Below are 26,615 nucleotides of genomic sequence, written 5' to 3'. Positions count from 1 at the left end.
GGCGCGGATCGCGGCGAGACGGCCCGTGTTGCTGACAGCGTGACGACGAGGACATGGACGTGCGGCCGCCGGATGGTGGCGATCTGGCCGGTTGCCTTGACGCCGTTGAGCTGGGATGGCTGCGAGGACCACATCGGGGTGTCGTTCGTCCTCATCCGTACCGGTCGACGAGCCAGGTGGAGAACATGAGGTCTCAGGTGGCCTGAGTCACAGCAATGCCAGCAGGAGCACAAGGCCGAGGAGCAGCACGACCCACCACACCATCAGATGTGTCGACCAGCCCACCGCAGTCTGTCCCCCCGGCCGCAGCGGCCCTGTCCCAACCTCCCAAACCCGTGCCGCGTGACGGCGTACCGGGGTGGCGAGCATACGAACGCGCACCGCGCCGTCGTTGACGGCGTGCCAGCCCGACGGCAGCATTCGGCGGTAGACCACGTCGAAGTCCAGGTTCACCGACCGGACCTCGGGCGGATAGAGGCCGGTCCGGACCAGCACGGTGAAGGCCATCGAGGCCAGCAGCAGCAGCTGCAGCTGGTTGATCACGTGCGGCGTCGTGTAGGGCACGTAGTCCATGTCGTGGGGCAGGATCCCGTACAGCAGGGCCGGTGCCACGCCGATCGCGACGCAGACCACGGCGGCCAGCGCCATCGCCGCGCGCATGTTCACCGGGGGCTCGGCGACGCGGTAGCCGCGGTCGTGCGCGAAGAAGGCGAAGTAGGGGATTTTGATGCCGGCGTGGTGGAACACGCCGGCGGAGGCGAACAGCAGCAGCAGCCAGATCACGGTCCGGTGTTCCTGCGCGACCGCCTCCAGGATCAGCGACTTTGTCGCGAAGCCGGAGAACAGCGGGAAGGCCGAGATCGAGGCGGCGCCGACGATGCACAGCACGGTGGTTTGCGGCATCGATTTGTAGAGCCCACCGAGTTCTGAGCCTTTGACGGTGCCGGTCCGCATCAGCACCGCGCCCATGCTCATGAACAGCAGCCCCTTGAACACCATGTCGGCCACGGCGTGCGCACTGGCACCGTTGATGCCCAGCGAGCCGCCGATACCGACGCCCACCACCATGAACCCGAGCTGGTTGATCATGCTGTAGGCGAGCACGCGGCGTAGGTCGTTCTCGATGACCGCGTAGAAGATCGGGAACACCGTCATGATCGCACCGATCCACACCAGCGGCTCGGCGCCGGGGAAGCCACGCGCCAGGGTGTAGACCGCGAACTTGGTGGTGAACGCCGACAGCGCCACCGCGCCGACGATCGTCGCTTCCGGGTAGGTGTCGGTCAACCAGGCGTGCAGTACGGGGAAGGCGCATTTGATGCCGACCGCGAGCAGGATCAGCACTCCGCCGGCCCCGTCCAGCCCGAGGTAGCTGAACTGCAGCCCTTCGCCTGCCGTTACGCGGAAGACGATTCCGGCCAGCATCAGCAGTCCGGAGATCGTTTGCGCGACCAGGTAGCGCATGGCGGCGCGATGGCTGCGCTCGGTTCGGCCCGCCCAGATCAGCAGGGCCGAGGACAGGCCGGCCAGCTCCCAGAACACGAACAAGGTCAGCAGGTCCCCGGCGAGGGTGCCGCCGACGGCGCTGGCCGCGTAGACCAGAATCACCGTCTGCTGCACCGAGTCCCGTAGGTGCAGTGCGTAGACAGCGGTCAGCAGGGCGGCGATCAGGAACCCGGTGGCGAACACGCGAGACAGCCCGTCCACCCGCACCGGGTTCAGGACCAGGCCGAGGAACTCGAACGTGGCGCCGCTGCCCTCGGGCAGCAGCCACAGCACGACGAGCGCCGCGATGGGCAGCGCCACCATCAGGATCCGGCGCGGCCAGCCACGTAGCAGCGGCACGCCGAGCGCGCCGACCATCAGCAACAGGGCGGGGCTAGTCGTCATCGCGGTGCTCCGGCCGCTCGTAGTAGTCCTCGTCGCGTCGCAGCCACCGCCGCAGCCATTTGGCCGAGAGCACCAGCCCTACACTGCCGATGAATCCGTAGACCGGGTAGAAGTCGAACCAGCCCTCGAAGCCGAAGTGTGGATGCTTGCGGTAGAACAGGTCGGCGAGCAGCGCCAGGGCGCAGAGCACGGCCAGGGCGTACACGACGCGGGTCACATTGCGGGGGTCGTCCAACCAGCGAGGGTCGTCGTCGTTCACGGCAGCTCCAGAATCCCGGCCAGCGGTGCCAGCACTGCTTGCGCGCCGAAGAAGAGCGCGACGCAGCCGGCCGCGGTCAAGACCAGCGGCCCGGCGATGCTCAGGCGGGCCTCGCCGTGCGCCAGCGGGCCGGGCGGCGGCAGGAAGAACCCGCGCATCGGAATCGGCATCAGGTAGGCCAGAGCCAGCAGCGAGCCCACCAGCAGAACGACTAGCATCACCATCTGGTCGGCCTCGGCCGTGCCCAGCAGCAGCAGCCATTTGCTCCACGTGCCCCCGAGTGGCGGCAGGCCGACGATGGAGATCGAGGCCGCCAGGAAGGCGGCGAAGGTCCACGGCATGGCGCGGCCCAGCCCGTCCAACTCGCTCACGCGGGACTTTTTGGCGGTGATGTAGATGGCCCCAGCGCAGAAGAAGAGGGTGATCTTGCCGACCGCGTGGGTCACCATGTGCAGCGCACCGCCGGCCACGGCCACGTCGTGGGCCACAGTCGCGGCGAGCACGATGTAGGCCAGCTGGCTCACTGTGGAGTAGGCCAGGCGCCGCTTGAGGTCGTCCGAGCGGAGCGCGACCAATGCCGCGGCGAGCAATGTGAACGCCGCGACCCACATCATCGGTCGAGCGGCGCCGCTGCCGCTGAGCGTGTCGAGTCCGAACACGTAGACGGCGACCTTGAGGACAGTGAATACTCCGGCCTTGACCACGGCCACCGCGTGCAGCAATGCAGAGACCGGGGTGGGTGCGACCATCGCCGCCGGTAGCCAGCGGTGCACCGGCATTAGCGCCGCCTTGCCGATGCCGAACAGGTAGAGGGCGAACAGTACGGTGAGCACGGCGGTCCCGGCGTGGCCTGCCAGCAGCCCGCCGGGCCGAAAGTCGGTGCTGCCGGCCAGCAGCCAGGTCCACACGATCGCGGGCAGCAGCAGCCCGATGGATGTGGCCAGCAGCACCACGAGATAGGTTCGGCTCCCGCGCCTGGCGTCCGCGCTGCCCTTGTGGGCGACCAGCGGCCAGGTCGCCAGGGTCATGATCTCGTAGCCGATGAACAGGGTGACCAGGTTCGCCGACAGCGCGATCCACATGGCGGCCGTTATCGTCAGCGCGAAGAAGGCATAGAAGCGGGTTTGGTTGTGCTCGTTGTCGGCGCGCAGGTAGCCGGTGGCGTACACGGTCGTCACCGGCCATAGCACGGCGGCGACCGTCGCGAACAGCAGCCCCAGCGGCTCCAGGGAGAACTCGAGCGACAGTCCGGGCAGCCAGGTCCACAGCTCGAAGCGCAGGTCGCGGTCGACTTGCGGCCACAACCCGAGCACGGCGGCGGCGAGCAGGATGCCGCTGAGCAGCGACGCGCCTTCGCGCGCGTTGGGGTGGCGCCGCAACAGCAGCAGGGCGCCAAGGCCCAGCAACGGGAGGGCCACCGTGACCGGTAGCGCCAGAGCCTGGCCGGGTGAGGTCCATGCGGCGAACAGTTCACTCACCCCGGTTCCCGAGCAGGGCGTCCGCCGCGGCGTCGGCGAGGCCGGCCGGCACCGTCGGGTCGAGTCCGAAATAGAGCGAGGCAAGGACCAGGACCCAGATCGCCGCGACCATCGAGGCCGGTGGCTTCGCTGTCTCGCCGGGCTCCACCGGGTTCCGGAACCAGGCGATCTCGAGGATGCGCCCGATGTAGACCAGGGCGAGCAGCGAGCTGACCAGCATGACTACCAGCACTGGCCACTGGCCCTGGTCGAGCAGGGCGGCCGCCAGCGCCCACTTGCTGACGAACCCGGCGGTCGGTGGCACACCGACCAGGCCAAGGCCCGCGATCACGACAGCGGCGAAGGTCCAGGGCATCCGGCGGCCCAGGCCGGCCAGCGCGGTGAGCCGCACCGAACCCAGCCGCAGCAACAGCAGTCCGGCCACGCCGAACAGCGCCGCCTTCACCACGGCATGGTTGATCATGTGCAGGTAGCCCGCCGACACGCCGGCTGAGGTCGCCAAGCTGATGCCGGCCACGATGTAGCCGATCTGCGCGACGCTCGACCAGGCCAGCAGGTACTTGAGGTCGGTCTGAAAACAGGCGACGGCGGACCCGATCAGCATCGCCAGGCTGGCCAGCAATAGACCCACCGGACCGATCGGCATGGTCCCGAATACCAGGGTGGCGCCGAACACGGTGAAAGCGAACCGGCAGAACACGTAGATCGCGACCTTGGTGCTGGCCGCGGCGAGGAACGTGCTGACCGCCGACGGAGCTTCCGCGTACGCGGCCGGCAGCCAGGCATGCAGCGGGAACACGGCCATCTTGACCGCGAGGCCGACGAAGACGAACACCACCGAGGCCAGCAGTGCGCGGTTGCCGTCGATGTCGGCCAGCCGCCGCGCCAGGTCCGCCATGTTGAGGGTGCCGGTGACCGCGTAGGCCAAGCCGATGCCGATCAGGACGAACGTGGCGCCGACGGTGCCGATCACCAGATAGCGGAAGCTGGCCACCAGTGCCCGTCGCCGCCGCCCCATGGCGATCAGCGCGTAGGACGACAGCGAGCTGATCTCCAGGAAAACGAACACGTTGAACGCGTCGCCGGTGACCGTGATGCCCAGCAGCCCGGTCAGCGTGAGGCACAGGCACGTGTAGAGCAGGGGAACGCGTCGGGTGTCGATCTCGGCGGCGACGCTGCGCCGGGCGTAGACCGCAGCGATCACCGCGACGAACGAGACCAGCAGCAGTACCGGCGTGTTGAAACCGCTGATCACGAACTCGATACCCTGCGGCGCCGGCCAGCCGCCCACCGCGTAGCGCATCGTCTCGCCGTCGGCCCCGCGTACCGCCAGCAGCACGGCGCTGAGCAGCGAGCCAAGTGCCGCCAGCAGGAACATCAACCAGGCCGCGGTCCGGGACCGCAGCAGTAGGCACAACGGCGTGCAGGCCAACGGCACCAGAACCGGCAGCACGGGCAGGTGCGCCGTCACGTGCTGCCCTCGTCGTGGTCGCGTTCGAGCAGTTCCTCTTCCTCGACCGTGCCGTACGCCTCGAACACGCGGACGGCCAAGGCCAGCCCCACCGCCAGGGTGGCCACGCCCACCACGATCGCGGTCAGGATCAGCACCTGAGGCAGCGGATGGGAATAGGTCTCCACGCCCTCGGAGATGATCGGTGCGCTGCCGCCATCGACCTTGCCGAGGCTGATGAAGAACAGAAACACCCCGACTTGGAACATGGCGAGGCCGATCAGCTTCTTGAGCAGGTTGCCGTGGCTGATGACGACGTAGAGGCCGATCATCATGAGCGCGAAGAGCAGCCAGAAGACATAGTGGGATCCGATCACCGCGTCGTCCTCCGGCTGGCGAAGCTGAAGAAGATCGACGTCATGACCGCCGCGACCGTGATACCGATGGCCGCCTCGACCAAGAGGATTCCCAGGTGTTGTCCGGCCGCGGGATCGCCGGGGCTGAGGGTGTTGTAGTCGAGGAACGAGCCGCCGAGCAGCATGCTCACCACGCCGAGGCCGATGAACAGCACGAGGCCGAGCGGGATCAGCGACCACAGCACCGCCTTCGGCAGCACCCGCTGAGCCTTGTCCAAGCCGAAAACCAGCCCGTACAGCACGAACCCGGTCGCGAAGATCACACCGGCCTGGAACCCACCGCCCGGGCCGAAGTCACCATGGAACAGCACATACAGTGCGAACAGCAGGATGAACGGCATCAACATGCCGCTGACCACACGCAGCACCCGATAGTCGACCAGGTCGAGACTCTTACGCCAGCCGGCGTCCTCCGGCCGGGCGAGCGGCCCCAGCAGCAGCAGGACCGCCACCCCGGCGGTCACGACCACGACCAGCTCGCCGAGCGTGTCCAGCCCGCGGTAGCTGGCCAGCACAGAGGTCACCGTGTTCGGGATACCGATGTCCTCTTGGGACTGTCGCAAGTAGACGTCGGTGATGGGGTGGTTCTGCACCGGGGTGTCGGCGGCACCGAACCCGGGCAGATCCTGAGCGGCGTAGATGAGCGTGCCACCGGTCAGCACAGCAACGGCGGCACCGGGCAGCCGACGACGGCGCGGCGTGACCGTCTCCCGCGAACGGGTCAGGCTCAGCCCGCCGAGCAGCAGCACCGTGCTGATGCCGACACCGACCGCGGCCTCGGTGAACGCCACGTCCACCGCGTCCAACAACACGAACAGACACGCGGTGACCAGACTGAACAACGCGGTCAGCATCGTGGCCTCATAGAGCGCACGCATCCGCGAGACGGTCAGCGCCGTCGCGGTCAGGATCACAAGCAGGGTGACATTGATCAGCACGAACGTCGTCATCAGCGGCGTCCGTCACCTTCGTGCCAGATGGGAACGCCGTCCCGACGGGCGGCGAAGGCAAGCACGTAGGTCGCGGTCGGGCCCGTCAACACCAGGAACAGCATGATGATCACCAGGCGGACACCGGTCTCCCAGCTGGGTGTCCGCACCAGCAAGCCGAGCAGGATCAGGCCGGCACCAGCCGAGTCTGTGATGCCGGCGGCGTGGATGCGGGTGTAGAAATCCGGGAACCGCAGCAGTCCCACCCCGCCGGACAGGACATATACAGCGCCCACGGACAACAGCACGCCGCTGACGACGTCGAGCACGGTCAAGCCCCATCCTCCCCGTTCTGGCTACCGACCGGGTCGTCGTGGTGGGTCAGCCGCAGCACCGCGACGACCGCGACGAAGTTGACCAGCGCGTACAGGATCCCGATGTCCAGGAACTCCGGCCGCCCGAACAGGAACCCGGCGACCGCGACGAACAGCACCGTCTTCGTGCCGAAATTGTTGATGGCGAGGATGCGGTTGTAACGACCTGGCCCCACGAACGCCCGGACCAGCGCGAGGAGCATGGTGACCAGCAGCGCGGCCATCACGGCGAACATCATCGGCGCGGCTCCAGACGGCGGACCTGACGCAGCATCGCCCCGGCGCGCAGGCCCTCCACGCCTGACTCGTCCAGGCTGTGAACCTTGATGCTGTCGTCGTCCACGTCCAAGGACAAGGTGCCCGGCGTGAATGTGATCGAGTTCGCGTACACCACCTGCGAGAACACCGACAGACCCGAGGAAGGCGTCGAGTCCACCACCGGCCGCAGCGCCGGCCGCGGCGCCCACACCTTGCGCGCCACCGCGAACGCCGAGACAAGCACCTCCACACCCAGCCACGGCAGGTATCGCAGCAGACGCAGCACCAGAGGCAACGTGACCCCGTCACGCTCGACAACGCCGGCACGACGCCAGAGCAGGCACACCAGCAGGACCGACGCCGCACCGAGGATCAGGAACAGCACCTCGAAGTGCCCGGACAGGACCAACCAGAACACGACGAGAACGGGCACGGCCCGCAACACCGCCCGCATCGCCCCATCACTCTCGCCCGACCCCGCTGCGGCGGCGGCAGCACCGTCGGATCTCCTCACGCGAGGCCGCCGTCGTCATCGGGCCAACCGATCAGGCGAGCGCCCAACACCGCAACCTGCAAGACGAACGCATCGGCAGGATCGTCGGCAGCGTACCCCGTCAGCTGCTTGACCCGACGCAGCCGGTAGGTAACCGTCCGGACGCCGATGTGCAGGCGTTGAGCGGCGACCGTGGCGACCCTTCCAGCCGTGAAGTAGGCCGCCAGCGTCTCCAGCAGCGGACCCGGACCGAGCCGAGTCTTGCGCAGCGGCTCCAGCACCTCCACGACCAGTTCGAACAATGCGGCGCTGTCACGACGTAGCACCTGGTACACCAGCAGGTCGCGGGCACGAAGGACACGCTCGGGCAGGTCGAGACGGTCACCGATGTCCAGCGCATTGCGCGCCTGCTCGAACGAACGCACAGCGCCGCCTGGCCCGGAATGGGGTTGGCCGATGCCAACCCGCCAGGAGGCGTCCGGCCGCAGGGCCCCGGCGAGTTGGCGGACAAACTCCTCGGGAACCAGGTCAAGGCCGTGCGGCGCCAGGCAGATCAACAAGCCGTCCTTCGTACTCACCAGAACGTCCCGCGGCCCGAACTGGAACCGCAACCCGGACTCGACCGCTCGCGCCGCTGACCCGCCGTCCACAAAGGCCTCTGCCGCGCGCGCGGCGGCTACGACATGGGTTCCGCCGAGCTGCAGACCGTACCGCTCGGCACGCTCAGCCAGCCGCCCAACATCGCGCCCGTCGAGCAGGTCATCGATAAATTCACGGCGCAGCGACTCCTCCCGACGCACTACCCACCGCTGCACCTCCTCGTAACCTTCCGTCAACGTCATAACGGCCGCGTCCGCGGCCCGCAGCACCGACTCCCCACTCAGCCGCAACTGCTCCGGAGGCGCCGCACCCCGCACGCCCGGCAACAACGGCCAGACCAACCGAGTCGCCACCAGGTAGAGATTGATCAACCTCCGCATCGGTATGCCGCGTTCGGCCGCCGCCGCCCCGATCCCGCGCCACCGCTCCAACTCGTTCTGGTGAAGCCGCCGCCCGCTCTGGCTCACCTCGACCAGGGTTCGCAGGTAACCGTCCAGCAACTCGGCCGGCACCCGGTCCGCGTCGTCGCTGGCCTTCGCGGCCAGAACCGCGAGATCCTCGGCCGACAGCGGACCACCGGCGCCCAACCCATCCAGGGAGGCAACGATCACCTCGACCTGTCCTCGGTCGCGGCCGCCACCACCCCGAGCAGGCGATTGGCGCTGACGACCCCCAGGGTGCCGCCATCGTCGCCCTCCACCAGCACCAGAGAACAGTTCCGCCGCGCCATCAGCTCGGCCAACTCGACAACCGTCGCCTGCGGGCGGGCCACCGGTACCCGCTTGGCCACCTCGCCGACGACAGCACGCACCGGCGTGTCGACGAGCACCGCGCAGATCCGGTCCGCGTGCTCCTCATCGAACACCCGCGCCAGGCCCGGTCCATCGTGCAGATAACGCGGCAACACCAGCCTGACCAGGTCGACCGACGACAGACACATCACCACGCGGTCGTGTTCATCGACGACGACCAAACCCGGCCACCCATGCTGCGAGACCATCCGCAACACCGACAGGAACTCATCATCCAGCCGCACGGAAGGCAGCGTCTCCATGACATCGGCAGCACGCATAAACCTCTCCCGTCGCCGATCTCGCCAATGACGCCTCAACCCCGCAAACCCCAACCTTATGATATGCAGAGACTCCGAACCAATGACCGACACAGCCAAGCAAACGGCCTCGTTTGTTGCCGGCCGCCGGCAAGGTCACCCCCGTTCAGGCCCGACAGGCAGTGAAGCGATCGGAACGACACCCTAAGAAGCGGTAGCCCGTGTTCGGGCCGTCGGTCCGGCAGCGGGAACGGCTAAGGCGCACATCCAGCTCCGGTTCATGCGACAGGTCCAAACGCCAGGCCCTCGGCCGCCGCTGCCGCCAGCTCGCTTGGGCCCGGTCAGGTGACGGCGGTGAAGCGTTCCACCTGGTCGAACGTGGAAAGTGCTGGCCACTGTCTGACGCCGATCACGTGACGCCGTAGCGGGTGCGCCGGGCCGAGTCCACCAGGGTGCGCCCGACCGCGTCGGCGGCGGATCTTGCCGATGGCGTACTCGTCGTCGAACTCGATCAGGTCGATTGCCCTACTGACGATCAGGTGAGCGACCCGGTCGCCCATGGTGGCCTCGGGGTGGCTGACGTAGGTCGGCGCCGACCACGGACCGGATCTTGCCAAGCTTGGCGGTGATCGCCTTTGGTCCATATTCCGGTACGCCAATATCAGCCAGCGCGAGGACGGTCAGCACGCTGGCGCGGCCGCCCGAGTGCCCGGTGTGCCACGATCGAGGGGTGGATGCCGTTCTCTGGATCGTTCTGGGGGTACTGCTCGCGGTCGCCGAGATGTTTACGTTCACGTTCGTCCTGATCATGTTTTCGACCGGCGCGTTCGCCGCCGCTATCGCCGCTGCCCTCGGTGCTGGTGTGCCCGTGCAGGCCGCGGTGTTCGCCATCGTCTCCGTGCTGACGCTGGTCGCGGTGCGGCCAATCATCCAGCGCCATCGGCAGTCGGACGTGGAGATCGACGGAACGCCGATGGGTGTGCAGGCCATCTCCGGCTCCACCGGCCTGGTCCTCGAGCAGGTCGACATCGAGCACGGGCTCGTCAAGATCGACGGAGAGCTGTGGACCGCGCGCGCGTACGACGCCACCCAGGTACTGGAGCCCGGCGAGCGTGTGCGGGTCATCGAGGTCAAGGGCGCCACCGCCATGGTCTGGCGGGATTTCTGAACCGGGGTTGGGGTAGAAATGGATGTTGTCATCGCGATCATCCTCGCCATCGAAATTCAAAGCCTGCTCGTCGGCGAGTCCGCCACCCCCGACCAGATCGCCGACATCCACACCGCCGTCCGTCGCGATGCCGGTTTCGCACCCACTGACATGGTCCGCTGATCCGTCGAGTCCTTCGTTCATCCGATGGCCCGTGTCGTCCACCGGCCCGGGCTCCTGGACCCCCTTCGTGCCAGCTCGTGAAGCTGCGTCAGGCCTGTGCGAGCGATGCGTCAGACGCCGCGCCAGATCGCTGTGCTGCCCCCGCCACCGCTTCAGATCACCCAAACCGACGCGTCTCTTCGCCCGCATCGTTCAGCGCTCCCGGCGGCAGTGCCGCCACATACACCTCAACGAGCCGGGACACCCTGTCCCACGACGGCTCCCGTCACCCACGTGCCCCGCAGCAGATCCCCACCGACGACGCACCCTGCCCGGCCCGCTTGGCCAACTCCGCGATCGACAACCCCGCATGCCGTCGTAACTGATCCAGATCAGCGGCGAACGCTCCTGCAACTCCGCCAATCCGCCACCCACTGAGCCCGCTCGACAACGGGAACGACCGGAATCCGGTCAGGCCTAATCCAGCCCTCACCAGCCCCGTCACCATCGCCAGCATCATTCGCACCATCCTCACCTGGATCGTCAACCATCTCGACCTCTAAATGCCACCAGATCGGCGGTCGGTGCGGCCAGCAGCCCGAACGCCCCGAACACCGCGACGAACCAGGCCGTCATCGCGGCGCTCAGCAGCAGTGCCCGGCCAACCGCCCGCCTCTGGTGCCGCTGGCGGTATCGCCGTCCAGGACCAGGAACGACAGGTACGCCGGCAACAGCGCGAACCCCGCGGTGGTCAGGACAGGATGCCAGTGATTCTCTGCGGCAGTGGGACGTGAGCGCGTAGCAGGTGGCCGTGTGCGCGGGCCAGCTCGGGGCCGGGATCCACGCCGAGCTCGGTGCGGAGCAGCGCGCACCCCTCCCGGTACACGGCGAGCGCGTCGCCCCGTCGACCGGCCAGGTGTAGCGCGACCATGAGCTGGGCGCGGGCGCGTTCGAGCAGTGGCCGCTCGTCGAGGAGCGAGCGCAGCTCGGGGATGACGTCGTGGTGGCGGCCCAGCCCGAGGTCGGCGGCCACTCGGTCGGCGAAGGCGGTGAGCCGGTGCTCCTCCAGACGGACCACTGTGGACGGGACGAACGACGCGCGGACGCCGCCTAGCGCCGTGCCGCGCCACAGCTCCAGCGCCCGGTGCAGGGTCCGCGCCGCCTCGGCGACCCGCTGCTGGCGCAGTGCGGCCCGGCCGGACCGGGACATGTCGAGGAAGATCGACAGGTCGATCCGCTGCGGATCGGCCGCCAGCCGGTAGCCGGCGGGGTGGGTCTGGATCGAAGCCCCACCCACGCCGGCGAGCAGCTTGCGCAGGCTCGAGACGCTGACGTGCACCTGCGTACGCACGGTCGAGGGCGGGCGCTCGCCCCACACCGCGTCGACGATCTGCGCGCCGCTGACGATCGTGTTGGCGTTGACCAGCAGCAGCGCCAGGAGCGCGCGGGCCCGGCCACCGCGGACCGGCACCAGCACCCCTTGGCGCAGCACCTCCACCGGACCGAGGACGCGGAAGTCCACGGTGGCCAGAGGGTTTTGCCGAACATTGGCAACCGGCACCGAAAATGGCGAAGCGATAGCCCCCACGCAGCCCTCCCCGAGCTCCCCGTAAGCGCGAGTGTGCTTTGCATGGAAGCGTACGAGGCGATCACTGGCCGCGCTACGAGGCAGGTCCGACAAGTCCGACGCGGACCGTTACGGCATCGCTACGAAAAATCGATCACGTGCGAACCTCGAAGTCGCACCAGGCGGACCACGCCGACGCCACGCCGTGGTCGACGGCGCGCAGCCGCCACCGGTAGTCGCCGTCGGCCAGGGTGCCGGCGGGCACCTCGTACAGCAGGGTGAAGCCGTTGAACGGCCGCACGTCCTGCCGTAGGAAGGCCGCGGTGCCGGGCCGGGCGACCTCGAAGGTGGCGCCCACGGTCGGGTACGGCGTCCCGGGCGGCGAGTAGCCGCCGCCAGGCGCGGTCGGCGTGGCGGCGAGCGCCGGACCGCTGGTCGTGGCGGTCGGTGCGCCGCCACCGCAGAGGTCGAAGCCGGCGTACGGACCGGAGGACAGGCGCAGCGTGGCCGGCACGCCGGGGCGCGGGCCGGCCTGCGCGGCGGGCGCCAGCGCGAGACCGAGCACCAGGCCGACGACGGCACTGCCGGCGGCGGTCCGGGTTGTGGCTACGGACATCGTTGGGCTCCTTCCCTAGGTGGATGGCCGTGAATGTCTCAGTCAGTGCAGCACGGCCGCCGCCGATCCGCCTGGGCCCACGGATCTCCGTAAGCAACCGGTAAGACCCGGCGTGGAAAAGCGAACCGCCGGCGTGGATAGCGAACCGATAGTGACGCCGTAGCCGGGACGTAGCGGACCCGTAGTGCCTACACCAAGACTCCGCACCGACCACGTGAACGAAACGGGGAGGGAAACCAGTGGCTCACATAGCGATCAAACGCAGAGTCGGTGCGGTGCTGCTCGCGGCCGTCTGCGCCGCGGCGGGCATGCTCCTGGCGACGCCGGGTCCGGCCGCCGCCGCACCGCCCGCCGACCATGTGCTGTTCTGGAACGATGTACTGCTGCGCACGTACCGCCAGGCCGGCGGGCCGCCCACCACGCTGTCCCGGGCGGGCGCGATGATGCACGGCGCGATCTACGACGCGGTGACGTCGTTCTCCTGCGAGGAGAACGAGCGGCAGGGTCTCGGCTGCGACTCCGAGCCGTACCTGGTGCGCGTCGACATCCCGAACGGCGTCAACCTGTTCCACGTCACGATGATCGACTACGCCGCCGTATCAGTGCTCCGGTCGGTGTTCCCCCAGTTCAACTTCGACGCCGACCTCACCGCCGCGCAGGAGGGGCGGACGCCGTCGCCCGGGCAGACCGAGTCGATCCGGGTCGGCAACGCGGCCGCCCAGGCGATGCTCAACGCGCGGGCCAACGACGGCTCGGCGAACAACACCCCCTACACGCCGGGCACCAACCCGGGCGACTGGCGACCCACCGGGTCCGGCAACGCGGCCTCGCCGAACTGGGGCCTGGTGCGACCGTTCGCGCTGACCTCCGGCTCCCAGGTACGGCCGCCGCTGCCGGGCGGCTTCGCCAGCACCGCCCAACTGCTGGCCAGCCCGCTTTACGCCGCGCAGGTCAACGAGGTCAAGCAGCTCGGGCGGGAGACCGGCTCGACCCGGACCGCCGAGCAGACGCGGATCGCGTGGTTCTGGGCCAACGACCTGGATGGCACGTACAAGCCGCCGGGCCAGCACTACGCGCACACCCAGATCGTGGCCAAGCAGCGGCAGCTAACCGAGTTCCAGAACGCGCGCCTTTTCGCCCTCGTAGCGCTCTCCATGGCCGACGCGGGCATCGCCTCGTGGGACGCCAAGTACCAGACGGCCGTTGACCTGTGGCGGCCGGAGACCGCGATCCGCCTCGCCGACACCGACAACAACTCAGCCACTATGGCCGAGCCGGGCTGGGAGCCACTGTCCGCAACGGCCGCCGGAGTCAACTTCTCACCGCCGTTCCCCGCGTACGTCTCGGGCCATGCGACCTTCGGCGCGGCCTGGGCGGGTGCCATGCGGCACTACTTCGGCACCGACAACATCACGTTCACCGCGACCACTGAGGACCCGCACGCCATCGGCGTGACCCGCACGTTCACCACCTTCAGCGCGGCCGCGACCGAGGACGCGCGGAGCCGCATCTACCTCGGGGTGCACTACCAGTTCGACGCCGACCAGGGCATGGCCACGGGGACCCGGGTGGCGGACCACGTCGCCGCCAACTACCTGAAGGCCGCACCCGAGTGGGACTTCTTCGGCCCGTTCCAGACCGAGCAGGAATGCCAGGCTGAGGGTGACCGCCTGGTCGCCACGCCCGACTACTACGAGTACTTCTGCGACGGGTACATCGGCGAATGGTTCCTCAACGTCCGCTGACCATCCAGATCGGAGGGAAGGGCCCGGCCGCCGCGGCGACCGGGCTCGTTCGCCGTCCGGCGCCCAGTAGCGAGTCAGAGTCTCCTGCGCTGAGGTCTACCGTCGGGTCCGGCGTAGCAGTGGAATTACCGCGGTGGCGATGAGTAGGACCGCCACGGTGGCGGCGACGGTTGCCGGGCCAACGCGGTCGAGCCAGGCCGACGCGGTGGCCTGGACTCGGGCGGCGTTGTCGATGATCGGGTCGGTGGTGTCCGCGTCGCGGAAGATGCGGATCTCGTACCACCCGTACCAGGCCACGTAGGCGCCGGCGAGCAGCAGCAACGCCCCGGCGGCCCGGCTGATGACCGGGGCGGCACGGCGTAGCCCGCGTATCAGTGAGGTGCGGGCCAGGGCGACGGCTAGAGCGACCGCGCCGACGACCAGGGCCATCCCCGCGGCGTAGGCGAGGAACAGCCCGACGCCGGCGGCGATCGAGTCGGTGCGGAAACCGGCCACCACGACCGCGAGGAACGGGCCGATGGTGCAGCCCAACGAGGCGATCGCATAGGAGGCACCGAACAGCGCCATCGAGCCGAACCGGCGCCTCACCTGCGGCCCGGCGCCAATCTTGAGGCCGAATGTGGGTAGCTGCCGGCCGGTCAGCAACCAGCCGCCCGCGCCCGCGAGGACCACGCCGATGACGACGCTCACCCAAGGCAGGTGCCGGGCGACCACGTCCGCGGTCGGTGCGGCCAGCAGCCCGAACGCCCCGAACACCGCGACGAACCCGACCGTCATCGCCGCGGTCAGCAGCAGCGCCCGGCCGACCGCGCGGCCGCGGCCGCCGGCGTCCGTATCGCCGTCGTCCAGGACCAGGAACGACAGGTACGCCGGCAACAGCGCGAACCCGCACGGGTTGACCGCGGCCAGCAGCCCAGCGGCCAACGCGAGGGCGTACGGGGCGTCCGGCACCAGCTTCGTCCTCAGCCGGCCAGTGCGGTGACCCGGTCGCGGAGCGCGTCCGGTGTCAACGGTCCCTTGTGGACCACCGTGCCGGCTGTGTCGAGGAGCACGTAGTACTCCTGCGTGGTGACACCGAACCGCCGCCATATCTCGCCCTCGTCGTCGGCGAGGTTGACGAAACCGCTGATGCCCTGATCGGCGACGAACCTGCGCATAGGTTCCGCCCCGCTGTTCAGCCCGGCCACCCCTACCACATGGACCCGATCGGCGAAGTCCCGCTGGACGCCGGCCACGTCGTCGGCCGCCGCGCGGCAGCGCGGGCACCACGCTGCCCAGAACCACAACACGACCGGCTTGCCGGCCAGAGTGGCGGCGTCGAACGGCTTGCCGTCCACCGTCTGTGTGGTGAAGGTCAGCGCCTGCGGCACCGCGACAGATCCGCCTGTGGGCGTCGACGCCGGGAGTGTGCTCGCCGTGGTCACGGTCGGGTCGCCGGCGGATCCCGGTGTGGCGTCACCGCCGCAACCGGCGAGCAGGAACGCGACAGTGGCAGCCGCAATGGTGTGCCCGACCCGCGACATCGCAACCTCCGCGCGTGTATGGATGAGACCGCATCATCCAACCACTGGTACCGACCGACCAACCCTTACCGAGCCCTTACAACAGCGTCACTCAAGTGTCAGCCCGCTTCCAGGTGCTCGCCGGTCCCGCGCGGGAGGTGCCGTCGACGCAGGTGGCTGGCCGTGGCGCCGAGCGCGATACCGGTCCAGAGGACGGCGAGCCAGATGGCCAGCTGCACCGGGTAGTCGCGGTCCTGGAGGCCGGGGTTGGGCGGCGCGGGATGGGGTCGCCAGAGCAGGGGTATGGCGATGAGCAGCAGCGTCGCGGTGACGGCCAGGCCGGCCGCGATCCAGCGCCGCCATGCCCGGCCGGGCAGGACACGGCCGAGGGCGAGGCCGGTGAGGCCGACCAGCGGTGCGGCCACCGCGTCGTGCAGGATCGGGCCGGCGATCAGCCAGGTCGCGGCGGCCGGCAGTTGCGGCACGAGCAGCCAGCCGCCGTACGCGGCCAACCCGATACCGGCCGCGGCGAGCAGGAGACGGACGGCCTTCACCGGATCTCCAGTCGGGTGACCCACTTGGTCTGCAACACGCCCGGGCGGCTCGGGGCGATGATCCGGCACGGGTAGCCGTGGTCCGCGTCCAGCACCTGCCCGTTGACCCGGAGCGCGAGCAGGGTCAGCGGGTCGGCGGCGTGCGGGGCGGGCAGGGTGCTGGTGGCGTACAGCCCGGCGCGCTCCAGCGACGCGACCCGTACCGCCCGGCCGGTGGGGGCGCCAACCGCGGCGAAGAGGTCTCGCACCGGCACGCCGGTCCACCGCGCGGTGGCGCTCCAGCCCTCGACGCAGGCGATCGGGAGCGTGGCCGTGTGCTGCGGCAGCGCGGCGAGCTCCGCGAGCGTGAACGCGTGGCGGGCGCCCGGCCAGACGATCTCCAGCCGCCAGCCCTCGGGCACGTCGACGCCGGCCGCCGCCGCGGTGCGGTTGACGGGCAGCCCCTGCGGGCCGCCGTCCGACCGCCACGCGAGCGCGGAGACACGGCGCAGCCACGGCACGGTGATGCCGGCGGTGGCGAGCACGGCCACGGCGGACGCCGCCCACGCAGTGCGCAGGAACGCCCGCCGGTCGCCGTCCGGCCGCGTACCGAGGCCGGTCCGGGCGCGCGGCAACTTGACCGCGATGTGTACGGCCAGCGCGCCCACCGCGATCCAGCCGACCGCGTAGTGGCTCTCGATGAAGAAGAACGACCACGGGTACGACTGGGCGACGTTGAACAGGCCGGTCGACAGCTCGAAGAACGCGGCGCACAGTAGGACGAGGATGGAAAGCCGCTCGGCCGCGTGGGTGACCACAAGGGACGGTGGGCGTCGGGGCGGGCGGATGAACAGGCGCGGGTAAACGCTCCACAGCTTGGCCAGCAGCAGCGGGATCGCGGCGATGCCGGAGAGCACGTGTACGCCCTGGGTGATCCGGTACAGGCTCACCGGTCGGGTGGGCCAGGTGAACCAGCCCGGCGGATGCTGGGCATAGTGGCTGGCCAGGCCGGTCAGGAAGCACAGTCCGAACGCGATGCCGAGCCACAGCCCGACCCGAGCGGTGACCGCGGGCGTGTGCGCCGGCGCCCGGAAGTCCTCTGGGCGAGGGATGCGTACCCTCATGGCCGTTCCAGCTCGGCGAACCAGCGCCGGTCCCGGTGCACCACCGCGCGCACGGTGAGCCCGGCCGTGGCGGCGAGCCGGTGGATCGCCGCGACGCCGAGGCGGGCCCACCGAAACGAGGGCGTCCGGACGGCGGAGTGCCCGAAGGCCAGGTGGGCGTACCCCCGCCACAGGCCGGTGTTTGCCGGGTCGACCTCGGCGAGGACGGTGCCGCCGGGCCGCAGCAGGGCGGCACAGCGGCGCAGGAGCGTGACCGGGTCGCCGCCGATGCCGATGTTGCCGTCGACGAGCAGGATGTGCGCCCACCGCCCTTCGGCGGGCAGCGGAGCGAACACGTCGCGGCGCAGGGTGCTGCCACCGCGGCGGCGGGCCTGGGCGATGGCGCCGGCGGAGGTGTCGATGCCGAGAGCGGCGACGCCCTGGGCGGCCAGCGCCGCGGTCAGCCGCCCGGGCCCGCACCCGACGTCCAGCGTCGGTCCGGTGCACCGGCCCAGCAGATCCCGGACGGCGGCTTCCGGTGTGGCCCGCCACCGCCACACGGGCAGGCGGGTACGCCACTGGTCGTTTCCCACCAACCACACCGGCCCGGCCCCTGCGTGCGCGCCCTCCCACGCGGTCGGCGTGCCGCCACCGCCGGTCTCGGCGACGGCGCCGGCGAAGCGCGACCCAGGCACCGCCGTCGCCACCGCGAGCGCGTCCGACCACGTGTCTACGTCGGATAGCACCGGCAGGTCAGCCACCCGCAGTCCCCTTCCGGTCAGCGCCAGCCGGGTGAGGCGGCCGGTGTCCGGTGTGGACATCGGTACATCGCGCAGCGCTTGGGCATGGCGGGCGTCGCGCAGCCCGAGCGCCCACCAGCCGCCGTCTCGCGCCGGGCCGAGCACCGCGTCGGCGTCCGCCAGCCGTTGCGCCGCGTCGGCGAGCAGGTCGGCCGTCACCTGCGGTGTGTCCATGCCGATCTGCAACACCGGGTGGCCGGGCTGCAACGCGGTCGCGTCGAGGTGAGCGTGGGCCAGGCGCGCACCGAACCCGTCGCCGCGCTGCCGCAGCAGGGCCCAGCCGGCCAGCGCGGCGTAGATCTCCTCCACCCGCGCTCCCCGCGCACGCGGGGATGGTCCCCCGGGCTGCGTGGTGATCAAGCTCAAGCTGCGCGCGCTCCCCGCGCACGCGGGGATGGTCCCGGGGATCTGCTCGCGGTCGTCAAGTACGGGTCGCGCTCCCCGCGCACGCGGGGATGGTCCCGGTCCGGGCCCGGGCGACCGTTGAGCGGCCCGGCGCTCCCCGCGCACGCGGGGATGGTCCCCACCCCCGAGATCCCGAGGAGGGATCATGCCCGCGCTCCCCGCGCACGCGGGGATGGTCCCCCCCCCCGTCCACCAGGAAGGGGGCACCGTGGCTGCGCTCCCCGCGCACGCGGGGATGGTCCGTCCGCGTCCCCGGTCTGCCGGTTGCCGGCCGCGCGCTCCCCGCGCACGCGGGGATGGTCCGGCGCCTACCACGGCGCGGTCGACTTCTTTATGGCGCTCCCCGCGCACGCGGGGATGGTCCCGCGCCCGTTACCCCGGCCGCGGACCTCGCCGAGCGCTCCCCGCGCACGCGGGGATGGTCCGTGGGGCAAGGACCCGTTCGGTGCGGCGATCGAGCGCTCCCCGCGCACGCGGGGATAGTCCCGAACAGCGGCCGCTCCCTTTGGGGGGCGGCCGGCGCTCCCCGCGCACGCGGGATGGTCCCTGTCGCCGGTAGGCGACGCGGTCAAGGAGTACGCGCTCCCCGCACACGCGGGGATGGTCCCGCGGCGAAGATGAAGCTTTGCGCCGGCCTGACGCGCTCCCCGCGCACGCGGGGATGGTGCCGGGTGCCAGAGGGCAGGCCACCGGCACGACCCGCGCTCCCCGCGCACGCGGGGATGGTCCCGTGACCCGATGACCTTCCGCCCGTGGTCGTACGCGCTCCCCGCGCACGCGGGGATGGTCCCGAGGACACGACCGTCGAGCAGGCGGTACAGGCGCGCTCCCCGCGCACGCGGGGATGGTCCGTGGTACGCGGTCATCCCGCAGCAGAAGTGGATGCGCTCCCCGCGTGCGCGGGGATGGTCCCAGTTTCGGCGGCTGCATGTGATGGGCCAGATCGCGCTCCCCGCGCACGCGGGGATGGTCCCCTACGACGTCATATACCTGGCCGGGCAGGATGGCGCTCCCCGCGCACGCGGGGATGGTCCCCTGCGCGCCCTGGTCGGTGTGGCCGGCCAGATGCGCTCCCCGCGCACGCGGGGATGGTCCCCCGAACCGGAAGGCCCGCCGGGTCACCCGGCAGCGCTCCCCGCGCACGCGGGGATGGTCCCGCGACCCGCGACCAGACGGCCACGCAGTCGTCGCGCTCCCCGCGCACGCGGGGATGGTCCCGCGACCCGCGACCAGACGGCCACGCAGTCGTCGCGCCCCCCGCGCACGCGGGGATGGTCCGTTGCACGACCGGAACCGCGCGTCCGACCGATGGCGCTCCCCGCGCACGCGGGGATGGTCCCATCCCCAGGTCCGTGGCAGCAGTATGCGGTGAGCGCTCCCCGCGCACGCGGGGATGGTCCCGCGCAATAGGCCGCCACGACCGAACACTGCACGCGCTCCCCGCGCACGCGGGGATGGTCCCCCAAGCCTGCCAACGGTTCCGGCTACGGGAGCGCGCTCCCCGCGCACGCGGGGATGGTCCCACGACCACGGCGGGAAGGACTGGCTGTGCACCGCGCTCCCCGCGCACGCGGGGATGGTCCCGCCGAGCGGGTTGTCTGGCCCGAGCAAACTACGCGCTCCCCGCGCACGCGGGGATGGTCCGGACCGGGCGTGATCTTCGTGTAGTTCGGCGGTACGCTCCCCGCGCACGCCGGGGATGGTCCCTTTCACGAGTGCGAGGTCAACCTCTGGGTGCCGCGTTCCCCGCGCACGCGGGGATGGTCCTGAGTACGGAGTGGGCGCGCACGCGGGGATGGTGGTTCCTTGCTTGATCGACCGCAGCCACAGCCTATGTCGCTCCCCGCGCACGTGGGGATGGTCCCACGCCGGACGTCACGGTCACCCTGGACGCCAGCGCTCCCGCGCACGCGGGGATGGTCCCACAAGCCCTTGGTCGACGACGCGACCTGGATGCGCTCCCCATACACGCGGGGATGGTCCTCGGGTACGGCCGGCGTTATTGACGAGAATGTCGCGCTCCCCGCGCACGCGGGGTGGTTCGGTATGCCGCCGTTGACACGCGCACCCCTGGTCAGCGCTGAGCGCTCCCCGCGCACGCGGGGATGGTCCCGCGGCGATCTGCTCCAGGCCGTCGATGAACGCGCGCTCCCCGCGCACGCGGGGATGGTCCGTCCCTAGCGTCCGTTGTGATCGCGACGGGTGCGCGCTCCCCGCGCACGCGGATGGTCCGTAGCCTACAAGTCGGGCGTGGTCGACCAGATCGCGCTCCCCGCGCACGGGGGGATGGTCCCATGCCAAAGGGCGATTACCTTGCGGCCTGGGCGCGCTCCCCGCGCACGCGGGGATGGTCCTGCCCGCGTGGAGGCCGAGGGTGAGGGCTACTCGCGCTCCCCGCGCACGCGGGGATGGTCCCTCATCCAGGAGGAACAGCCAGACCGGCATACCGCGCTCCCTGCGCACGCGGGGATGATCTGGAGATCTCCGGGTAGTCGAGCGCGATGGGCTGGCGCTCCCCGCGCACGCGGGGATGGTCCCCGCACAGCAGCAGTGGCACGTCGCTGGCCCCGCGCACGCGGGGATGGTCCGCCGACGACACCGTCGAAGTCAAGGTGCGCACGGAGCGTCATGGGACCGCGCTCGGTCGATTTTGCCGGTCAGACTGCATCTCGGCTGCATGGCGTCTCGTTCGTCGATGACGTCCCGATCGTGCCGGCCCGCCACGTCATCCTGCGCAGGCCTGGGGACCGGGAAATGACCGGGGACGAGTGCCGACCACTGGTGTCGCAGATCGGGACGTGTCCCGGGTTGGCAGGGTATGTGTCCCGTGTTCCGTCGAGTGTAGGGGAGCGCCATCCGACGCGATGCGGGATGGATCCGGAGTGCGGCAGGTCTGCCTCGGTCCGCCCCGTTGCGCGATCCAGCGAAAGGCGCGATTCGACGCGTGGGCGTCTCGTTGCCGGCGCGGCGTCTTGTTAGCGCAGGCAGGTCCAGTGTGGACGGGGGCATCAGGGGCTGCACTTGACTGGAGCCGCTAACGAACGCGCTCACAGCGGAGATCAATTACATCCGATGTGGTAGCACGGGCCAACACCACCCAGTACACAGACGTGTTAGTATTCGCAGGTCCCTTTGTATTTGAGGATATAGGCCGACACGAGGCAATACTCCATAGTGGAGCCGTTCCAACGCTGGGGTCAAGGGGTCGTGGGTTCGAATCCCGCCGTCCCGACATAGTCTGAGCTGCTGATATGCCGGTTGTGGCATATCAGCAGCTGTTTATTTAGGCCTGTTGTGGTCGCAATGTGGTCGCATGCGCGCACCTTCCTGTTGACGGTTGACTTTTGGCCCGGCGCTCGGCGTTGTCGAGGGCGGTTGCGGTGGCGTCGACGGCGTCTTGGCGGGTCAGGTGGCCGTAGATGTCAACGGTGGTCGACAAAGTGGAGTGCCGCAGGGTCTTGGACACCATGGCCAGCGGAACTCCGGACGCGATTCATGATGGTGGCGGCCAGGTGACGTAGGTCGTGGACCCGGATGAGCGGCACACCGGCCGCTTCAGCCAGTTCGTAGAAGTGGCGCAGCACGTGCTCGGGGCGGATCGGCTGTCCTTCTGGCCGGCAGAAGACGAGTCCCCGTTCGTTGGACGCCGTGCCGGTGAGGGCTTCGGCGCGATGGCGCCTGCCGCGGCGCCGTAGCGCCTGGACAGCTCGGGTGGACAGCGCGATCCAGTCACGGCTGCCTGGCGTCTTCGGCGTACTGAGGACCAGGCGGCTGTTGTCGACGGCGACGAGGGTGTGCCGGACGAACAGCAGCCGGGCTTCGAGGTCGACGTCGGCCCATTGCAGGCCGAGTGCTTCGCCTTTGCGCATGCCGGTACAGATCAGCACCTCGAAGAGCTTGGTGAGCGGGTCGTCGACCAGGTGGCAGTAGCCCAGGAATGTGGCCGCCTCCTCGGTGGTCCAACATGGACGTTCGACGCGGTGGGGGAGTGGGATAGCGGTGTAGCGAGCGGCGTTGTGGGTGAGGCTGCGTTGGCGGATGGCGTTGAGCGCGCTGGATAGCGTGGCGATGCAACGGCGTAGGGTGACCGGGCCGCGGCCTGCGGCAAGCTGGGTCCGCACGAACTGGTCGACGTGTTGGTGCGTCAGGCGTTCGAGGCGAATGGCGCCGAAGGCGGGCAGGAGATCGTTGCGCAGGTAGTCGCGGTAGCGGGCTACCGTGGTCGGCTTGAGCTGACGTGCCTTGGCGTCCAGCCAGCCGATCAGGTAGTCGGCGAAGGTCTGCGCGTCGTCGAGGTAGACGCCGGCGTGTTCGCATTCCAGCACCCTGGCCAGGGCCGTGCGGGCGTCGGCGCGGGTGTCGTAGCCGCTGCGGCGCATGGTCTTGCGCTTGCGGTCGGGTGAGGGCATGTCCACGGCGAACGCCCAGCTGCGTGTCGCGGGTTGGCCAGTTGCGGGCAACGGGCGCCCAGTTGCCGGCCGTGCTCGTCGCGGCAACCGCAGCGGCGGTACACCCGGCCGCGGTTCGGATTCGGTCTCATGACGACCTCCTGGCATCGAGTGCTCCTGGAGGTCATCATGATTGTGTTCGGGTGCGACCACGTTGCGACCACCGGCCGCGTTGCCGCTGGTCAGCGGTGGGGCAGGTGAGGCTTCGTCAAGGGGCGGTGAGCTGGAGGCGTCCCCACCTATCGATCGGTAGATGGGGAGCGTGACGAGGGCACCGCGCCCAACAAGCTCCAGTCTGGCGGGTGTGCTATCTGCAGGGATGGGCCGACTACGACGTGTTACGGCTCGGCACGTGTGAGCCTTTGATCGGCTCACTCTTCTGCCGAGAACAGTGCACCCGATCGTGTCGATGAGAGGGTGCTTGCTCAGCCACTCGCACCTCACACCTAGACGAACGAATCTGCGGGACGCGATTGATCCGCATCCTCAAGGCTGGAGCCACTGGTGCGGCTCTTGGCCTCCTTGCTTTGGTGAGGCACCATGGTGTTTGTGACCGAAGATGCTCGGGCCAAGGCTGTTAAGCGGGTTGAGAATTCTTTTCGCGATATCTACCTAACCTTGATCAGCATCATTCAGGGCGTGGCGCTCGGTTTTCTGGTTCAGGCGGTCGGCACAGACTACCGTCACATAGGTGCTGATCGCGCTGGCCGCACTGCCGCTATCTTTATACTGATCGTTATCATCTGGCAGGAGTACGTCATCGGGTCGACCATGTATGCATGGATACCTCGCACGATCGACGCTTTGGTTCCTTTCCTGCTGGGCGCCGGACAGGGCCTGATGATCGCCGCATTGGACGGCACGATCACGGAGTTCCTATTCTTCTACACCTGCACGATTGGCATAGGGGTGGTGGCAGCGATCAACTACGCGCGGAACGCCACCGCCGGCGAGTTGGAATCCACCCGGGACGCGCAGCTCGTAATCGCGGTTCACCCCCGGCTTCTGGTCTGGCTGGATTCCATTGGGCTAGTGCTGAGTGCGACGCTCCTTATCTATGCACTTTCGTCGTTGCCGCAACCATCGTCGGCAGTGCTTTCATGGCTATCGGCCGCTTTAGTGTTCGGCCTGCTCGCCAGTCATTACTGGAGATGGGTGAGACCGATGCGCGAAGCGTTACACTAGTGGCGGTAAGGACTGGATGTACCACAGAAGGTTGGCCGAAGTGGGCGCGCGGCCCTATGCCGTGGTCGACTACCGGCCGCGATGCAATTGGCGCTGGCACCGCCACCATCATCTTTATGACCATGCTCCTTGCAGCCTTCGAGTGCTTCTCTGACTGGATTCTGCTCTGGGTCAGGAAGGACTTCCTGGCCCACGCCGACTGCCAGGGATGCGAAGACAGCCTCTCGGTGACGTCCCGCTACCTGGCGGCGGTGCCGCGACGACGGTCACCACCACTCCAAATATGGAAGGTGGGTATCGTCCTCAACGTGGTAAATCTCGTCTGCCTGTTGCGCGAAAGCCAATGCTTCCCTGAAGTGTTCGACTGCAGCACGCAATTCGCCGTCCGTCGCTCGGGCATCAAATCCTAATGTAGCCTCTGCTCGCGACAGGAGCACCGATCGACGCCTCGCAAGATCTTGGGGTGTCGCTGATTCGAGCTGGCAGAGATCTGCTGCCTCACGGTATAACCGTGCTCTCTCTGCGTGGCGCGCTCGCGCAGCGCGGGCCTCGAATAGCAGGGAGAGTCGAAACGCGGCAGTCCTGGCATCTACCGAACTCAGTGCGGTGAGCTCCCACGCTCTCAGCCTCACAATCGCGAGTCGCGGGGCGCTCGGATCTCGGTAGAGCATCCATGACCGGAGTTTCTGAAGATATTCTTCGCAGGATGTCGAGTATTCGTGAAGTCGCGCGAACCAAGGATGCGGGCCGATGACTAGCTGCCTTTCAACCTCATCGATCCAGGTGACCCAGAATTCATCCACCGCCGATGTATGTTGATCTTGGCCCACGTCGACACGAAGTTGAGCCCATGCTCGGTCCAAACGAACACGAGCCTGTAGTGCGTGTACTCCTGAGGTACCCTTGCAGCGTCGCAATGCCGGTACTCGGAGCAGTTTCGTAGCCACGACGACCAGAGTATGTCTATCGTGCGAAATGGTGAAGGGCACATCGGTGCGCGTGAAGAGCGACGCAGTGCACCTGTTTGCTTCGGCTGCCCCCCGGGTTGACCGGCTCGATCACAAAGCGCCCGACAGTCGCACTGTCATGCCGCGGTCCGTGCGCGCCGGGCGGTCTGCGCTGCTGCAGTTCGGATGATGCGCTGCTCCTCTGTCGGGGCGACGGGGGCAAATCCGCCAATCGGCGGTATGGCTGGCCATGGCCGCCACCCATGGTTCGTCGACGTTGAGGCCCGGGCCGCCCTCGGGCGCGCCTCCACCAGCTCACGCCGGCGGTAGCCGTCCGCGTCGTGGGTGAATGACGATCAAATCTGGACATGGTGTAGCGCGCTTGACAGGCGCCGACTTGTGTAGCATGCTTTACGCATGACTGGCCAGATCCGATACACCGCGCGCCTCACCAACGCCGTCCGCGGCGGCCACCAGTTGCAGGTCACGGTCTACGCCCACGAGGACGGCGACCTGGCTGGTCAAGCCGTCGTGGCATACCCCGTCCGAACTCTCGCGGGCGGCGCAGACCAGGCGAACCACGATGACGCCATCACCACCCTCGCCAACAATGGCTGGTCAATCGCCTCCACGGGATGGAGAGCCGTCGGTGGTTTCGACGCGCCCGTCGTAGAGGTCGAGCCGGTTGACTGGCGGCTGATCGTGGAGGATGCAACTGCGGCTCGGGAGGCCGCTGAGGCGCAGGCCAAGAAGACCGAGGCCGCATGGCGGTTCGTCGTCAAGCAAGCGCAGTCGCCGACCGCCCTGGGCGCCACCGCTACCGCCAAGGCCGCGAGGATCAGCCGCGAGCGCGTCTACCAGATCCGCGACGACCGTCGCTGACGAGGCTAGTCCGCGGTGGTGGGTAGCGCGTTGACGGCAGACGGATTCGGCCTCATGCCGACTGTCGAGCGGGCGAAGACTCAGCGCCGGGGCATCTTTGGCCCGCCCGCAGCGTGGTCTTCTGCTTCGGCGTGGGCTTGCCGGGGGAGAGAATCCGGTGGTCTTCGTGGCCCAGCGCGTACCACCTACGGGTGCCGATCCACGTGGTGACGGGCCCGAGTCTATGGAACAGAGTTGATGCTGTTCAGCAGGCGGCGGATGTCTTTGCGGGACTGGATTCGTACGAACGTCAGGTGGTGCCAGAGGGGGTCGTTGGCCATGGCTAGGTATCGATCCCGGTAGACCGAGTGCCGGTGCCAGGCCCATAGGATGACG

At 69.0% G+C, this 26,615-nt stretch carries 26 protein-coding genes, 1 pseudogene and 1 CRISPR repeat array; of the genes and pseudogenes, 6 read left to right on the top strand and 21 right to left on the bottom strand.

The annotated features are described in order from the left end of the window. Positions 1-207: 207 nt before the first annotated feature. The 12 genes from ACTMTJ_RS38290 to ACTMTJ_RS38235 form a co-directional block, all read right to left on the bottom strand. Positions 208-1,890 (bottom strand): Na(+)/H(+) antiporter subunit D, encoded by a 1,683-nt coding sequence (locus tag ACTMTJ_RS38290; RefSeq protein ID WP_441223641.1) that lies wholly within the window; start codon positions 1,888-1,890, stop codon positions 208-210. Further along, positions 1,880-2,149, bottom strand: coding sequence for a hypothetical protein (locus ACTMTJ_RS38285; RefSeq protein ID WP_441223640.1), 270 nt, complete (start codon positions 2,147-2,149; stop codon positions 1,880-1,882). The genes ACTMTJ_RS38290 and ACTMTJ_RS38285 overlap by 11 nt, the downstream gene beginning before the upstream one ends. Continuing rightward, on the bottom strand, positions 2,146-3,627 hold the full coding sequence (locus ACTMTJ_RS38280; protein ID WP_441223639.1) for a proton-conducting transporter transmembrane domain-containing protein: 1,482 nt from the start codon (positions 3,625-3,627) through the stop codon (positions 2,146-2,148). Before ACTMTJ_RS38280 ends, ACTMTJ_RS38285 begins: the two co-directional genes overlap by 4 nt. Continuing rightward, on the bottom strand, positions 3,620-5,098 hold the full coding sequence (locus ACTMTJ_RS38275) for a monovalent cation/H+ antiporter subunit D family protein (protein WP_441223638.1): 1,479 nt from the start codon (positions 5,096-5,098) through the stop codon (positions 3,620-3,622). The genes ACTMTJ_RS38280 and ACTMTJ_RS38275 overlap by 8 nt, the downstream gene beginning before the upstream one ends. Beyond that, positions 5,095-5,454, bottom strand: a complete 360-nt coding sequence (locus tag ACTMTJ_RS38270) for a cation:proton antiporter subunit C (protein WP_441223637.1) — start codon at positions 5,452-5,454, stop codon at positions 5,095-5,097. The genes ACTMTJ_RS38275 and ACTMTJ_RS38270 overlap by 4 nt, the downstream gene beginning before the upstream one ends. Beyond that, positions 5,451-6,443: a DUF4040 domain-containing protein gene (locus ACTMTJ_RS38265; RefSeq protein WP_441223636.1), complete on the bottom strand. Its 993-nt coding sequence runs from the start codon at positions 6,441-6,443 to the stop codon at positions 5,451-5,453. Before ACTMTJ_RS38265 ends, ACTMTJ_RS38270 begins: the two co-directional genes overlap by 4 nt. Beyond that, the gene (gene mnhG, locus ACTMTJ_RS38260) at positions 6,443-6,751 is read right to left on the bottom strand and encodes a monovalent cation/H(+) antiporter subunit G (protein ID WP_441223717.1); all 309 of its coding nucleotides are present in this window, start codon (positions 6,749-6,751) and stop codon (positions 6,443-6,445) included. The genes ACTMTJ_RS38265 and mnhG overlap by 1 nt, the downstream gene beginning before the upstream one ends. 2 nt (positions 6,752-6,753) lie before the next feature. After that, positions 6,754-7,035 carry a monovalent cation/H+ antiporter complex subunit F gene (locus ACTMTJ_RS38255; protein ID WP_441223635.1) on the bottom strand — a complete coding sequence of 94 codons (282 nt, stop codon included), beginning with the start codon at positions 7,033-7,035 and terminating at the stop codon, positions 6,754-6,756. Continuing rightward, on the bottom strand, positions 7,032-7,508 hold the full coding sequence (locus ACTMTJ_RS38250; RefSeq protein ID WP_441223634.1) for a Na+/H+ antiporter subunit E: 477 nt from the start codon (positions 7,506-7,508) through the stop codon (positions 7,032-7,034). The genes ACTMTJ_RS38255 and ACTMTJ_RS38250 overlap by 4 nt, the downstream gene beginning before the upstream one ends. A gap of 56 nt (positions 7,509-7,564) precedes the next feature. Beyond that, a complete protein-coding gene (locus ACTMTJ_RS38245; RefSeq protein ID WP_441223633.1) occupies positions 7,565-8,758 on the bottom strand; it encodes a PucR family transcriptional regulator in 1,194 nt (397 codons plus the stop codon). After that, the gene (locus ACTMTJ_RS38240; RefSeq protein WP_441223632.1) at positions 8,755-9,219 is read right to left on the bottom strand and encodes a CBS domain-containing protein; all 465 of its coding nucleotides are present in this window, start codon (positions 9,217-9,219) and stop codon (positions 8,755-8,757) included. The genes ACTMTJ_RS38245 and ACTMTJ_RS38240 overlap by 4 nt, the downstream gene beginning before the upstream one ends. Positions 9,220-9,539: 320 nt before the next feature. Further along, positions 9,540-9,815, bottom strand: a complete 276-nt coding sequence (locus tag ACTMTJ_RS38235; RefSeq protein WP_441223631.1) for a hypothetical protein — start codon at positions 9,813-9,815, stop codon at positions 9,540-9,542. Between the two features lie 113 nt (positions 9,816-9,928). Between ACTMTJ_RS38235 and ACTMTJ_RS38230 the strand changes: the two genes are divergently transcribed. Together ACTMTJ_RS38230 and ACTMTJ_RS38225 are read left to right on the top strand one after the other, a co-directional pair. Continuing rightward, entirely contained in the window at positions 9,929-10,366 is a 438-nt protein-coding gene (locus ACTMTJ_RS38230; RefSeq protein WP_441223716.1) for an NfeD family protein, read from the top strand. Between the two features lie 18 nt (positions 10,367-10,384). Then, positions 10,385-10,528 (top strand): hypothetical protein, encoded by a 144-nt coding sequence (locus ACTMTJ_RS38225; protein ID WP_441223630.1) that lies wholly within the window; start codon positions 10,385-10,387, stop codon positions 10,526-10,528. Between the two features lie 537 nt (positions 10,529-11,065). Here the strand turns inward: ACTMTJ_RS38225 and ACTMTJ_RS38220 are convergent. The 3 genes and pseudogenes from ACTMTJ_RS38220 to ACTMTJ_RS38210 all read right to left on the bottom strand — a co-directional run. Beyond that, positions 11,066-11,250 (bottom strand): annotated as a pseudogene (locus ACTMTJ_RS38220) (cytochrome c biogenesis protein CcdA); the annotation flags it as partial. 8 nt (positions 11,251-11,258) lie between these two features. Beyond that, positions 11,259-12,029: an AfsR/SARP family transcriptional regulator gene (locus ACTMTJ_RS38215; RefSeq protein WP_441223629.1), complete on the bottom strand. Its 771-nt coding sequence runs from the start codon at positions 12,027-12,029 to the stop codon at positions 11,259-11,261. Positions 12,030-12,228: 199 nt separating this feature from the next. Next, on the bottom strand, positions 12,229-12,690 hold the full coding sequence (locus ACTMTJ_RS38210; RefSeq protein WP_441223628.1) for a hypothetical protein: 462 nt from the start codon (positions 12,688-12,690) through the stop codon (positions 12,229-12,231). Between the two features lie 275 nt (positions 12,691-12,965). On the opposite strand from ACTMTJ_RS38210, the gene ACTMTJ_RS38205 reads away from it, so the two are divergent. Further along, positions 12,966-14,435 carry a vanadium-dependent haloperoxidase gene (locus ACTMTJ_RS38205; protein WP_441223627.1) on the top strand — a complete coding sequence of 490 codons (1,470 nt, stop codon included), beginning with the start codon at positions 12,966-12,968 and terminating at the stop codon, positions 14,433-14,435. Between the two features lie 96 nt (positions 14,436-14,531). Here the strand turns inward: ACTMTJ_RS38205 and ACTMTJ_RS38200 are convergent, their stop codons facing one another. The 6 genes from ACTMTJ_RS38200 to ACTMTJ_RS38175 form a co-directional block, all read right to left on the bottom strand. Further along, on the bottom strand, positions 14,532-15,386 hold the full coding sequence (locus ACTMTJ_RS38200) for a cytochrome c biogenesis CcdA family protein (RefSeq protein WP_441223626.1): 855 nt from the start codon (positions 15,384-15,386) through the stop codon (positions 14,532-14,534). 11 nt (positions 15,387-15,397) lie between these two features. Beyond that, entirely contained in the window at positions 15,398-15,958 is a 561-nt protein-coding gene (locus ACTMTJ_RS38195; protein ID WP_441223625.1) for a TlpA family protein disulfide reductase, read from the bottom strand. Between the two features lie 98 nt (positions 15,959-16,056). Beyond that, on the bottom strand, positions 16,057-16,491 hold the full coding sequence (locus ACTMTJ_RS38190; RefSeq protein WP_441223624.1) for a hypothetical protein: 435 nt from the start codon (positions 16,489-16,491) through the stop codon (positions 16,057-16,059). Continuing rightward, positions 16,488-17,594: a molybdopterin-dependent oxidoreductase gene (locus ACTMTJ_RS38185; RefSeq protein ID WP_441223623.1), complete on the bottom strand. Its 1,107-nt coding sequence runs from the start codon at positions 17,592-17,594 to the stop codon at positions 16,488-16,490. The genes ACTMTJ_RS38190 and ACTMTJ_RS38185 overlap by 4 nt, the downstream gene beginning before the upstream one ends. Further along, the gene (locus ACTMTJ_RS38180; protein WP_441223622.1) at positions 17,591-18,682 is read right to left on the bottom strand and encodes a DUF2064 domain-containing protein; all 1,092 of its coding nucleotides are present in this window, start codon (positions 18,680-18,682) and stop codon (positions 17,591-17,593) included. The genes ACTMTJ_RS38185 and ACTMTJ_RS38180 overlap by 4 nt, the downstream gene beginning before the upstream one ends. A 2-nt stretch (positions 18,683-18,684) precedes the next feature. Continuing rightward, positions 18,685-20,422: a CRISPR direct-repeat array (repeat unit 28 nt; unit sequence GCGCTCCCCGCGCACGCGGGGATGGTCC). A 1,778-nt stretch (positions 20,423-22,200) separates the two neighbouring features. Next, positions 22,201-23,187, bottom strand: coding sequence for a site-specific integrase (locus ACTMTJ_RS38175; RefSeq protein WP_441223621.1), 987 nt, complete (start codon positions 23,185-23,187; stop codon positions 22,201-22,203). 588 nt (positions 23,188-23,775) lie between these two features. Here ACTMTJ_RS38175 and ACTMTJ_RS38170 point away from each other — a divergent pair. The 3 genes from ACTMTJ_RS38170 (at position 23,776) to ACTMTJ_RS38160 (ending at position 26,240) form a co-directional block, all read left to right on the top strand. After that, entirely contained in the window at positions 23,776-24,411 is a 636-nt protein-coding gene (locus ACTMTJ_RS38170) for a hypothetical protein (protein ID WP_441223620.1), read from the top strand. A 116-nt stretch (positions 24,412-24,527) separates the two neighbouring features. Next, positions 24,528-24,821, top strand: a complete 294-nt coding sequence (locus tag ACTMTJ_RS38165) for a hypothetical protein (RefSeq protein ID WP_441223619.1) — start codon at positions 24,528-24,530, stop codon at positions 24,819-24,821. Positions 24,822-25,775: 954 nt separating this feature from the next. After that, a complete protein-coding gene (locus tag ACTMTJ_RS38160; RefSeq protein WP_441223618.1) occupies positions 25,776-26,240 on the top strand; it encodes a hypothetical protein in 465 nt (154 codons plus the stop codon). Positions 26,241-26,615 lie beyond the last annotated feature (375 nt).

It is taken from the genome of Phytohabitans sp. LJ34 (genome assembly GCF_052068095.1).
Lineage (GTDB): Bacteria > Actinomycetota > Actinomycetes > Mycobacteriales > Micromonosporaceae > Phytohabitans.
This window is presented reverse-complemented; position numbering and strand designations above follow the sequence as displayed.